The 10870-nt window shown below is 53.5% G+C and carries 12 protein-coding genes and 1 other annotated feature; of the genes, 5 read left to right on the forward strand and 7 right to left on the reverse strand.

Going from position 1 to position 10870, the window contains the following annotated elements; all coding sequences use genetic code 11:
- Positions 1–86: 86 nt before the first annotated feature.
- Positions 87–719 (forward strand): hypothetical protein, encoded by a 633-nt coding sequence (locus tag KEM39_RS09695; RefSeq protein WP_211709926.1) that lies wholly within the window; start codon positions 87–89, stop codon positions 717–719.
- Positions 720–786: 67 nt separating this feature from the next.
- On the opposite strand, the gene KEM39_RS09700 is transcribed toward KEM39_RS09695, so the two are convergent.
- From KEM39_RS09700 to greA, 3 genes are all read right to left on the reverse strand, one after another.
- Positions 787–969, reverse strand: a complete 183-nt coding sequence (locus KEM39_RS09700; protein ID WP_211709927.1) for a hypothetical protein — start codon at positions 967–969, stop codon at positions 787–789.
- Between the two features lie 171 nt (positions 970–1140).
- Positions 1141–1284: a hypothetical protein gene (locus KEM39_RS09705; RefSeq protein WP_042742377.1), complete on the reverse strand. Its 144-nt coding sequence runs from the start codon at positions 1282–1284 to the stop codon at positions 1141–1143.
- 135 nt (positions 1285–1419) lie between these two features.
- Complete coding sequence (gene greA / locus KEM39_RS09710; RefSeq protein ID WP_003709053.1) at positions 1420–1896, reverse strand: transcription elongation factor GreA; 477 nt, start codon at positions 1894–1896, stop codon at positions 1420–1422.
- A 397-nt stretch (positions 1897–2293) separates the two neighbouring features.
- Here greA and aroA point away from each other — a divergent pair, with 397 nt between their 5' ends.
- Positions 2294–3595: a 3-phosphoshikimate 1-carboxyvinyltransferase gene (aroA, locus tag KEM39_RS09715; protein ID WP_211709928.1), complete on the forward strand. Its 1302-nt coding sequence runs from the start codon at positions 2294–2296 to the stop codon at positions 3593–3595.
- Positions 3596–3666: 71 nt separating this feature from the next.
- Here the strand turns inward: aroA and purE are convergent, their stop codons facing one another.
- The 4 genes from purE to KEM39_RS09735 are packed head-to-tail and all read right to left on the reverse strand — an operon-like array spanning position 3667 to position 5779.
- On the reverse strand, positions 3667–4152 hold the full coding sequence (gene purE / locus KEM39_RS09720; protein ID WP_196428078.1) for a 5-(carboxyamino)imidazole ribonucleotide mutase: 486 nt from the start codon (positions 4150–4152) through the stop codon (positions 3667–3669).
- 49 nt (positions 4153–4201) lie between these two features.
- A complete protein-coding gene (locus KEM39_RS09725) occupies positions 4202–4915 on the reverse strand; it encodes a tetratricopeptide repeat protein (RefSeq protein WP_196428077.1) in 714 nt (237 codons plus the stop codon).
- Complete coding sequence (locus KEM39_RS09730; RefSeq protein ID WP_211709929.1) at positions 4915–5583, reverse strand: O-methyltransferase; 669 nt, start codon at positions 5581–5583, stop codon at positions 4915–4917. Before KEM39_RS09730 ends, KEM39_RS09725 begins: the two co-directional genes overlap by 1 nt.
- 10 nt (positions 5584–5593) lie before the next feature.
- Positions 5594–5779: a DUF3460 family protein gene (locus KEM39_RS09735; RefSeq protein WP_003674504.1), complete on the reverse strand. Its 186-nt coding sequence runs from the start codon at positions 5777–5779 to the stop codon at positions 5594–5596.
- A gap of 143 nt (positions 5780–5922) precedes the next feature.
- Here KEM39_RS09735 and mutL point away from each other — a divergent pair, with 143 nt between their 5' ends.
- The 3 genes from mutL to KEM39_RS09750 all read left to right on the forward strand — a co-directional run bounded on the left by mutL (position 5923) and on the right by KEM39_RS09750 (position 10539).
- A complete protein-coding gene (gene mutL, locus KEM39_RS09740) occupies positions 5923–7899 on the forward strand; it encodes a DNA mismatch repair endonuclease MutL (RefSeq protein ID WP_118997227.1) in 1977 nt (658 codons plus the stop codon).
- Between the two features lie 94 nt (positions 7900–7993).
- The gene (gene dnaX, locus KEM39_RS09745; protein WP_118997228.1) at positions 7994–10123 is read left to right on the forward strand and encodes a DNA polymerase III subunit gamma/tau; all 2130 of its coding nucleotides are present in this window, start codon (positions 7994–7996) and stop codon (positions 10121–10123) included.
- Positions 9183–9222, forward strand: a sequence feature (This ribosomal frameshift element is known only in the genus Neisseria.). It overlaps the preceding gene by 40 nt.
- An 80-nt stretch (positions 10124–10203) precedes the next feature.
- Positions 10204–10539 carry a YbaB/EbfC family nucleoid-associated protein gene (locus KEM39_RS09750; protein ID WP_002219073.1) on the forward strand — a complete coding sequence of 112 codons (336 nt, stop codon included), beginning with the start codon at positions 10204–10206 and terminating at the stop codon, positions 10537–10539.
- Positions 10540–10870 lie beyond the last annotated feature (331 nt).

The following is a 10870-nucleotide window of genomic DNA, read 5'->3' on the forward strand; positions in this document are numbered from 1 at the left end:
ACTATTTGTACTGTCTGCGGCTTCGTCGCCTTGTCCTGATTTTTGTTAATCCACTGAACATCTGAAAACCAAAGGAATTCACTAAGATGAGAAATATGACAGAAATAAGGTGGAGGAATAATCAAGTTATCAGCATTGAGACTAAACGAAAGGATGAATCAAGAGAAACTAGGGTGTATGTGCTCGCTCAGATGATAGGGAAGGCTGAACTCCTGTTTTTCAATCTATTTAACACTGATAACAATTGGGATGATGTAGACTTAACCCAAGTTCCTATTCTTTTCTGCGCCACTGTTGCTCGTCAATTCATTAAAAGCAGCAATATCTTCAGGCAGAATATTAAGGGGATTGAGAACTATATCTCTCCAAAGCGTAAGATAGACCCCTTAGGTATGGGAAGTAGATGGATTACGCTCTGGGAAGGAACACCAAACGAAAAGAAAATTCTTATCATAGGAGATGGTGGGGGCAGACTCTTTGAAGTAGATACTTCCTCGGGGAAATACAATGAACAAGATATCATTGCGTCAATAAATAGAGACGATTTAGAAACGATTAATAGCTATGAATTGAGGAATGTACGAATCTATGCTGAGCTTAATGAACGGCTATATTTGTGTTACAAAATGGGGAGAAATGTAGACCCTCTAAAGGATTTGGTGTTTAATCTACCTATCCCCTTAGAATACAAAGAGTATATTGAGATCATATCAACCTAGAATCAACGACTATATCCGTTCCAAAGCAAATGCCGTCTGAAAACCTTTCAGACGGCATTTGCTGTCTTTATTGCCGTTTTTCTTCCGTATCCGGCGTATTTTTGTTTTTCAGCTTCGCACCCAAGCCCAAACGTCTTTCATAATCCGATTGGGGGGTATCGTCTTCCTGCATGCCGAATGCGCTGGCATTGACCCACAGCGACAGCAGCGAAACGATAAAGGCGAAAAAGCCGACTACATACCAAAACATTGCCCCTCCCGATTTGTTAAAATCATATCAAATACGGTACCGAATCTACCACAAGCCCATGGTCAAATAAATCTTCTACCCGCATTATTTCATTCATTTACTTTGGAAATAAAAAAGGACACCTGAAAATTTTGCAAAACTTTTCAGATGCCCCGATTTGACGTATTCGAATCAGCCGCCGCACGCACCGCAGCAGCCGCCCTCGCTGTGTCCGCCTTTTTTATCGTCGCTGGCAACGGGCAATTCGACTTCTTCATTTGGTTTTTCTGCATCTTCAGGCAAGTCGTTGACTTTGATTTTAGCAGTTTCGCTCATTTCGCCACCTCGTGGAAAACAGTTTAAAAGGTTCGGAAATATAGCATGTTTAACCTAAACGTGAAAAGGGGGAGCCGCATGGAAAATGCCGTCTGAAACCGAAGGTCGGCCTTCAGACCGCATTTTACCGCCGAATCAAATATATTGAACTTCGATAATGTCGTATTCGCGTACGCCGCCCGGAGCCTGAACTTCCGCCGTATCTCCTTCTTCCTTGCCGATTAGGGCGCGTGCAATCGGAGAGCCGACATAGATTTTGCCCTGTTTGATATCCGCTTCGTCTTCGCCGACAATTTGATAGGTAACGTGTTCTTCCGTTTCCAAATCTTCCAACGTAACCGTCGTACCGAACACGATTTTTCCTTCGGCATGGATTTCGGTCGGATTAATAATATGGGCAACGGAAAGTTTGTGTTCCAACTCGGAAATGCGGCCCTCGATAAAACCTTGGCGTTCTTTGGCGGCTTCGTATTCGGCGTTTTCGGACAAATCGCCGTGCGATCTGGCTTCGGCAATCGCTTCGATCACTTCGGGGCGTGCCACGCTTTTAAGCTGCTGCAATTCCTGTTTCAGCAATTCCGCACCGCGTACGGTCAGGGGGATTTTTTGCATAAAATCGTATTCTCCATGTTCCGGCACACCGGTTTGCGGCAGCAAACATACCGCGTACCGTCTTGCTTTGTGTGTTCGGATATTAAAATAAAAACACAAGCCGCCCGGAAAATCGGCGGCTTGTCTATCGTTGAACAGCGACTATTCTACCAAATTCTATGAAATTGGCAATCGTGCCGTACCGTCCGCAAACGCCACTTGTCCGCAACAAAAGCCGAAAATATGCCGGTAAAAAAATTTTAGAAACAAAAAATTCACAAATAATAATTTTTCGGCACAAAAAACCAAGTTTCCCGGTTTCCGGCTTAAAAATGCCGGTATCCCGGTTTTTCAGACGGCATCCGTATTCAGTATAATGGCTGCTTTCCTATTTCTGTTTTACGTTTTACGTTTTGCCATGACCGAATCCCTCCGCCTCCCCGCCGCCCGTCTCAAACCTTCCACCGTCGCCCTGCCCGGCTCCAAAAGCATCAGCAACCGCACCCTGCTGCTCGCCGCCCTGTCCGACAATACTTGCGAAATCTATTCCCTGCTCAAATCCGACGATACCGACCGTATGCTCGAAGCACTCGATAAACTCGGCGTTGAAATCGAATATCTTACCGAAGACCGTCTGAAAGTACACGGCACAGGCGGGCGTTTCCCCAATCGGACTGCCGATTTGTTTTTGGGCAATGCGGGCACGGCGTTCCGCCCGTTAACCGCCGTGCTTGCCGTTTTGGGCGGCGATTATCGCCTGCACGGCGTGCCTCGTATGCACGAACGCCCCATCGGCGATTTGGTCGATGCACTGCGGATTGCCGGCGCCGATGTCGAATATCTCGGCAACGAACACTATCCGCCGCTTCATATCGGCGAACGCCAAGACAACGGCGAACGCGTGATTCCGATTAAAGGCAATGTGTCCAGCCAGTTTCTGACCGCCCTTTTAATGGCGTTGCCGCTGACCGGACAGGCATTTGAAATCCGTATGGTCGGCGAGTTGATTTCCAAGCCCTATATCGACATTACTTTAAAACTGATGGCGCAATTCGGCGTACAGGTTGCCAATGAAGGCTACCGCGTTTTCAAAATTCCCGCCGATGCGCACTACCACGCGCCCGAACACTTGCACGTCGAAGGCGATGCCTCCAGCGCGTCCTACTTCCTCGCAGCCGGTTTGATTGCCGCCACGCCCGTCTGTGTTATCGGTATCGGCGCAAACAGCATACAGGGCGATGTCGCCTTTGCCCGCGAGCTGGAAAAAATCGGGGCGGACGTGGTTTGGGGCGAAAACTTCGTCGAAGTTTCACGCCCGAAGGAACGTGCTGTCCAAGCCTTTGATTTGGATGCGAACCATATCCCCGATGCCGCCATGACCCTCGCCATCGTCGCGCTTGCCACAGGACAAACCTGCACGCTGCGCAATATCGGTTCATGGCGCGTCAAAGAGACCGACCGCATCGCCGCGATGGCAAATGAGTTGCGCAAACTCGGTGCAAAAGTCGTTGAAGAAGCCGAAGCGATTCATATCACCCCGCCCGAAACGCTGACGCCCGACGCTGTCATCGACACTTACGACGACCACCGTATGGCGATGTGTTTCTCGCTGGTTTCTCTATTGGGCGTACCCGTCGTCATCAACGACCCGAAATGCACCCATAAAACCTTCCCGACTTATTTTAAAGTGTTCTCATCGCTGACCGAAACAGCGGAATAGGATGGAAAAATGCCGTCTGAAACCCGAAATAGGGCTTCAGACGGCATTTGTGTATTCGCGGACAGCGGGTTTTAAATCTGTTCCAATTCCATATTCAAAACAGCCTGTTCCTGTTTGGCTCGAAAGTCTGCCAGTTTTTGCGCCAGTTCGGGATTTTCATTGGCGAGCATGGAAACGGCGAACAATGCCGCATTGGCCGCGCCTGCCTCGCCGATGGCGAATGTGGCGACGGGTACGCCTTTGGGCATTTGTACAATCGATAAAAGCGAATCTTCGCCGCGCAGGTATTTACTGGGGACGGGTACGCCCAAAACGGGGACGGTGGTCTTGGCAGCAACCATACCGGGTAAATGCGCCGCGCCGCCCGCGCCGGCGATGATGGCTTTGATGCCGCGCGCCCGTGCGGTTTCAGCGTATTGGAACATTAAATCCGGAGTGCGGTGTGCGGAAACGACGCGCGCCTCATATTCTACGCCGAACTCTTCAAGAAACTGCGCTGCCTGCCGCATAACGGGCCAATCGCTGTTGCTGCCCATGATGATGCCGACTTGAATCATAAATCTCTCCTTGGTGGGGATGGGGTAAAAAGCGGAAAAACGGAAAAAACTATCGTTTGCGTACGGCAGCGGCGGCGCGTTTTGCCGCCGGGCTGCCCGGGTAAGCCTGTATCAGGCTGCGCCAAGTCGCCCTTGCAATGTCTTTTTGCTGCAGCCTGTATTGGCATTCGCCGATTTTGAATATGGCTTCGGGCGCGGTTGGGCTGTCTTTGAAACGGTTGGCGTAACGCCCTCCGATTTCGATGACGGATTCGCAGTTCCCCATACGCGCCCTGCTTTGCAGCAACAGGTACATACTGCGTTGCGCGATGCTGCCGCCGTCTCCGCCGTCCGCCCCCTTCAATAAGGCGGCTGCGGCGGCGAACCTGCCGTTTTGATAGTGTTTGAGTGCCTGATTGTAGAGGTTTTGTGCAGTTTCGACGGTATGTGCAGATGCGCTGCCGCCTTCGGTATTGAGGTAATGCTCTTTCAACTTGCGGTCGTCGAGTTTTTGGACGGGTGTCCTGCCGGAAGAATGTGTTTTTGCGTGTTCCAGTGCTTTGACTTTGCCGTTTAAGGTTTCCACTTCGTTCGACAGGCGAATAATCCTGTTTTCCAGATAGTCCAAACGGTCTTGCAAGGTCGGAACGGGATAGGGAATGCCGTCTGAAGCATTTTCCCGTGTCGGCATTTCGGTTTGGCCGCCTGCCGGAACGGGTGAAACGGAAGCACAGGAGGCGGACACAGACAGCCAAATGATAAAAAGCGGTAATTTGGTCTTCATTATTTTTTCAGAAGCAGGGTCAAACCGTCGCCGACGGGCAGGGTGATGGGGACAATCCGCGTATCGTTCGGCAGGTTTTGATTGAAATCTTTGAGAATTTTGACACTGGGCGGCGCATCAAAAGCCGCTTCGCTCATCACCCTTCCGTTCAACAAAATATTGTCAATGGCGATGATGCCGCCTTGCCGGACGAGTTTGAGGCAACGCTCGAAATATTGCGGCGTGGGCGGTTTGTCTGCGTCTATCAGTGCCAAATCGTAGCTTCCGGCTTCACCCTGTGCAATCAAATCATCCAATGTCAGCAATGCGGGTTGCAGGTGCAGGCTAATTTTATGTGCTACACCGGCCTCGTTCCAAACCTGACGCGCCGTATCGGTAAAGGTTACATTGATGTCGCAGGCGGTAATCCGCCCGTGTTCTGGCAACGCCAATGCAAGCGCGGTGCTGCTGTATCCGGTAAACACGCCGATTTCCAGATATTTTTCCGCGCGAATCAGCTTTGCCAGCCAAACCAAAACCGCCGCCTGTTCGCGCGCAATCGCCATTTTGCCCATACGGTGATGCCCCGTCTTCTCACGCAGCCGCGTCAAAACGGAATGTTCGGGTTCGCCGATGGCGTTTAAATAGTTTTGCAGGTCCGATGCGACATTGGACAGATTGGTCGTCATTTCGGCGGGTTCAGTCTTGGTAATAGGTATAAGGTTTTTTCGCTACTTTTGCCGCCTCGAAGTTTTCCTGTTCTTCGGAACTAAGTTCGACATCCCACAAAAGCCCCCTGTTTTCCAAACGCTGCTGTTCCAACTCAGGTTTTTCTTCAATCAGGCGGTTGAGGAATTGTGTGGCATCGGATTGGTAGTGATACATCTTTGTGCTCCAATTTTACGGAATATGGCGTGATTATACTGGTATTTTCCAAACGGGATAAACGGCTTTTATCAAGAATACGGGCAGAAAGATAAGGGGTTTTATTATAGAATAAGACGTTTTTTGCAACGGAAGCCTATCTTATGCCACGCATTGCCGCCCTGCCCGACCATCTTGTCAACCAAATCGCCGCCGGCGAAGTAGTCGAACGCCCTGCCAACGCCTTGAAAGAAATCGTTGAAAACAGTATCGATGCAGGCGCAACAGCGATTGATGTCGAGCTGGCGGGCGGCGGCATCCGCCTGATTCGCGTCAGCGACAACGGCAGCGGTATCCATCCGGACGACATCGAGCTTGCGCTCCACCGACACGCTACCAGCAAAATCAAAACCTTAAACGATTTGGAACACGTCGCCAGTATGGGCTTTCGCGGCGAAGGCTTGGCAAGCATCGCCTCCGTCAGCCGCCTGACCCTGACCAGCCGTCAAGAAGACAGTTCGCACGCGACCCAAGTCAAAGCCGAAGACGGCAAACTCAGCAGCCCCGCCGCCGCCGCCCACCCCGTCGGCACCACCATCGAAGCCGCCGAACTCTTCTTCAATACCCCCGCGCGGCGCAAGTTCCTCAAATCCGAAAATACAGAATACGCCCACTGCGCCACTATGCTCGAACGCCTCGCGCTGGCGCATCCGCACATTGCCTTCTCGCTCAAACGCGACGGCAAACAAGTGTTCAAACTCCCGACCCAAAGCCTGCACGAACGCATCGCCGCCATCGTCGGCAAAGACTTTCAGACGGCATCCCTAGAAATCGACAGCGGCAGCGGCGCATTACGGCTCTATGGCGCGATTGCCAAACCGACTTTTGCCAAAGGCAAAACCGACAAACAATACTGCTTCGTCAACCATCGCTTCGTGCGCGACAAAGTGATGCTCCACGCCGTCAAGCAGGCATACCGCGACGTTTTGCACAACGCCCTCACCCCTGCTTTCGTCCTCTTCCTCGACCTGCCGCCCGAAGCCGTGGATGTCAACGTCCACCCGACCAAAACCGAAATCCGCTTCCGCGACAGCCAGCAGGTACACCAACTCGTGTTCCACACGCTCAACAAAGCCCTTGCCGACACACGCGCCAACCTGACCGAAAGCGTCAGCAACGCAGGCGAAGTGCTGCATGACATTACCGGCGTTACGCCTGCACCAATGCCGTCTGAAAACGACAGCGAAAATCTGTTTGATCGCGCATCCGACTACCCGACGGGCAACAAACCCGATATACGTAATGCCTTCGGTTCGTCAGGCAAAACCGCGCCTATGCCTTACCAAGCCGCGCGTGCGCCGCAACAACACAGCCTGTCCCTGCGCGAAAGCCGCACGGCAATGAATACTTATGCCGAACTCTACAAAAAAACCGACGACATCGACCTTGAGTTAAGCCGATTCGAGCAGGCACGTTTCGGCAATATGCCGTCTGAAACGCCTGCTCCCCAAACAGATACGCCGCTTTCAGACGGCATCCCGTCCCAATCCGAACTGCCGCCGCTCGGTTTTGCCATTGCCCAATTACTTGGCATCTACATTCTTGCCCAAGCCGAAGACAGCCTGTTGCTCATCGATATGCACGCCGCCGCCGAACGCGTCAACTACGAAAAAATGAAACGCCAACGTCAAGAAAACGGCAATCTGCAAAGCCAGCGCCTGCTTATTCCCGTAACCTTTGCCGCGTCCCACGAAGAATGCGCCGCCCTTGCCGATCATGCCGAAACGCTGGCAGGCTTCGGGCTGGAATTGTCCGACATGGGCGGCAATACCCTTGCTGTCCGTGCAGTTCCCGCCATGCTCGGCAAAGCCGACGTCGTTTCGCTGGCCAAAGATGTATTGGGCGAACTCGCCCAAGTCGGCAGCAGCCAAACCATCGAAGAACATGAAAACCACATCCTCGCCACCATGTCCTGCCACGGCTCAGTCCGCGCCGGCCGCCAGCTTACGCTGCCGGAAATGAATGCGCTCCTGCGCGATATGGAAAACACGCCGCGCAGCAACCAATGCAACCACGGCCGTCCGACATGGGTCAAACTGACTTTAAAAGAATTGGATGCACTGTTCTTGCGCGGACAATAAACCGAAAGTGCTAGAATACGCCGCCCGAAGCCGCCGTTCAGACGGCACTCCGAAGCACCGACAGAAACATCACGACCGAAACCAAGAGAAAAACATGGCCTATCAAGTTCTCGCCCGAAAATGGCGGCCCAAAACCTTTTCCGACCTAGTCGGTCAGGAACACGTCGTCAAAGCCCTGCAAAATGCCTTGGACGAAGGCAGGCTGCATCACGCCTACCTGCTGACCGGTACGCGCGGCGTGGGCAAAACCACCATCGCCCGCATCCTTGCCAAAAGCCTCAACTGCGAAAACGCGCAACACGGCGAACCTTGCGGCGTATGCGAAAGCTGTACGCAGATTGATGCCGGACGCTACGTCGATCTGCTGGAAATCGATGCCGCCTCCAACACAGGCATCGACAACATCCGCGAAGTCTTGGAAAACGCCCAATACGCGCCGACTGCCGGCAAATACAAAGTCTATATCATCGACGAAGTGCATATGCTTTCCAAAAGCGCGTTCAACGCTATGCTCAAAACGCTGGAAGAGCCGCCCGAACACGTCAAATTCATCCTCGCCACCACCGATCCGCATAAAGTTCCCGTTACCGTCTTGAGCCGCTGCCTGCAATTCGTCTTACGCAATATGACCGCGCAGCAGGTTGCCGACCACCTCGCCCACGTCCTCGACAGCGAAAAAATCGCCTACGAACCCGCCGCCCTGCAACTTTTGGGACGCGCCGCCGCCGGATCGATGCGCGATGCCTTGAGCCTGCTCGACCAAGCCATCGCCCTAGGTTCGGGCAAAGTTGCCGAAAACGATGTCCGCCAAATGATCGGCGCGGTCGACAAACAATACCTTTACGAACTGCTGACAGGCATCGTCAATCAAGACGGCGCAGCCCTGACCGCCAAAGCGCAGGAAATGGCGGCGTGTGCCGTCGGCTTTGACAACGCCTTGGGCGAACTTGCCATACTGCTGCAACACCTCGCCCTGATACAGGCAGTCCCCTCCGCCTTGGCGCACGACGACCCCGATTCCGATATTTTGCACCGCCTCGCCCAAACCATAAGCGGCGAACAAATCCAGCTTTACTACCAAATCGCCGTCCACGGCAAACGCGACCTAAGCCTCGCCCCCGACGAATACGCCGGCTTTATGATGACCCTGCTGCGTATGCTGGCGTTTGCGCCCTTGGCGGCAGCTTCGTGTGATGCAAACGCCGTGATTGAAAATACCGAACTTCAATCCCCATCGGCACAAACCGCCGAAAAGGAAACCGCCGCAAAAAAGCCCCAACCGCGCCCTGAAGCAGAAACCGCCCAAACACCCGTTCAGACGGCATCCGCAGCGGCAATGCCGTCTGAAGGCAAAACTGCCGGACCCGTTTCCAATCAAGAAAACAACGATGTTCCGCCTTGGGAAGACGCGCCAGACGAAGCCCAAGCCGCAGCCGGCACGGCGCAAGCATCGGCAAAAAGCATTCAGACGGCATCCGAAGCCGGAACGCCGCCCGAAAACCAAGTTTCCAAGAACGAAGCAGCCGACAACGAAACCGGAGCTTCCTTGTCCGAAGTGCCGTCTGAAAACCCCATTCAGACAACACCGAATGATGAAGCCGTTGAAACGGAAGCATTTGCACACGAAGCCCCTGCAGAACCTTTCTACGGTTACGGCTTTCCGGATAATGACTACCCCGTAGAAAACGGCGCAGAAATCCCGCCGCCGGATTGGGAACACGCCGCCCCTGCCGATACCGCAGGCGGAGGCGCGGACGAAGAAGCAGAAGCAGGCGGCATCGGCGGAAACAACACACCGTCCGCCCCGCCGCCCGAATTTTCCACCGAAAACTGGGCAGCCATCGTCCGGCATTTCGCCCGCAAACTCGGCGCGGCGCAAATGCCGGCGCAACACTCCGCGTGGACGGAATACCATCCCGACACCGGTCTGATGGTTTTGGCGATGACCGCCGAAGCACGCGCCACCGCCGATAAAAAACGCCTCGACAAAATCCGCGACACCCTTGCCCAAGCCTACGGGCTGCAACTCACCCTGCAAACCCAAGACTGGCACGACGAAGCCGGCAGAGAAACCCCCGCAATGCAGGACAAGCGCGTCCAATCCGAAGACAGGCAAAAAGCACAAGCATTGCTCGAAGCCGACCCCGCCGCACAAAAAATCCTCCAAGCATTCGGCGCGCAATGGCAGCCCGAATCACTGGAATTGGCGGCAAACCGGCCATAAACAGATATAATGCCGCCCGAACCCTTCGGACGGCATTGCCGTTTCCCTCATTCATTCAAACACAAACAGGAGTATTCAGTATGTTCGGAAAAGCCGGATTAGGCGGCCTGATGAAACAGGCGCAGCAAATGCAGGAAAATATGAAAAAAGCGCAAGCCAAACTTGCCGAAACCGAAATCGAAGGCGAAGCAGGCAACGGCTTGGTCAAAATCACAATGACCTGCGCGCACGAAGTACGCAAAATCGACATCAGCCCCGATTTGATTCAAGAAGCCGCCGACGACAAAGAAATGCTCGAAGACCTCATCCTCGCCGCCCTCAAATCCGCCCGTGGCAAAGCCGAAGAAACCGCAAACAAAACAATGGGCGCATTCACGCAAGGACTCCCCCCCGGCGTGGGCGATTTCTTCCGCTGACCCCGACCGTCATTCCCACGCAGGCGGGAATGACGGAGGGCAATGCCGTCTGAAACTTCGTCATTCCCGTGAAAACGGGAATCCGGTAGGCTGGGCTGTAGGGTGGGCTTCAGCCCACCAATCCGCCAACAACCACACAAACCCCCACAGCCGTCATTCCCGCGAACGCGGGAATCCAGTAACCGAAAAACCACAGGAATCCATCGGAAAAAAACAGAAATCCCCACAGCCGTCATTCCAGTATATCGTAGGGTGCATATCGTAGGGTGGGCTTCAGCCCACCAATCCACCCGCACCAACCCAAAGCCCCAAACACCCCCTCCCTCAAAAT

It is taken from the genome of Neisseria sp. Marseille-Q1983 (genome assembly GCF_018224585.1).
Taxonomy (GTDB): domain Bacteria; phylum Pseudomonadota; class Gammaproteobacteria; order Burkholderiales; family Neisseriaceae; genus Neisseria; species Neisseria polysaccharea.

What these genes read in the sequence shown, in the direction of transcription:
- dnaX (WP_118997228.1), top strand. Translation starts at nt 7,994, where the DNA reads ATGGCCTATCAAGTTCTCGCCCGAAAATGGCGGCCCAAAACCTTTTCC.
- KEM39_RS09700 (WP_211709927.1), bottom strand. Translation starts at nt 969, where the DNA reads ATGTTTTGGTATGTAGTCGGCTTTTTCGCCTTTATCGTTTCGCTGCTG.
- greA (WP_003709053.1), bottom strand. Translation starts at nt 1,896, where the DNA reads ATGCAAAAAATCCCCCTGACCGTACGCGGTGCGGAATTGCTGAAACAG.
- aroA (WP_211709928.1), top strand. Translation starts at nt 2,294, where the DNA reads ATGACCGAATCCCTCCGCCTCCCCGCCGCCCGTCTCAAACCTTCCACC.
- KEM39_RS09705 (WP_042742377.1), bottom strand. Translation starts at nt 1,284, where the DNA reads ATGAGCGAAACTGCTAAAATCAAAGTCAACGACTTGCCTGAAGATGCA.
- KEM39_RS09695 (WP_211709926.1), top strand. Translation starts at nt 87, where the DNA reads ATGAGAAATATGACAGAAATAAGGTGGAGGAATAATCAAGTTATCAGC.
- KEM39_RS09730 (WP_211709929.1), bottom strand. Translation starts at nt 5,583, where the DNA reads ATGACGACCAATCTGTCCAATGTCGCATCGGACCTGCAAAACTATTTA.
- KEM39_RS09750 (WP_002219073.1), top strand. Translation starts at nt 10,204, where the DNA reads ATGTTCGGAAAAGCCGGATTAGGCGGCCTGATGAAACAGGCGCAGCAA.
- purE (WP_196428078.1), bottom strand. Translation starts at nt 4,152, where the DNA reads ATGATTCAAGTCGGCATCATCATGGGCAGCAACAGCGATTGGCCCGTT.
- KEM39_RS09735 (WP_003674504.1), bottom strand. Translation starts at nt 5,779, where the DNA reads ATGTATCACTACCAATCCGATGCCACACAATTCCTCAACCGCCTGATT.
- mutL (WP_118997227.1), top strand. Translation starts at nt 5,923, where the DNA reads ATGCCACGCATTGCCGCCCTGCCCGACCATCTTGTCAACCAAATCGCC.
- KEM39_RS09725 (WP_196428077.1), bottom strand. Translation starts at nt 4,915, where the DNA reads ATGAAGACCAAATTACCGCTTTTTATCATTTGGCTGTCTGTGTCCGCC.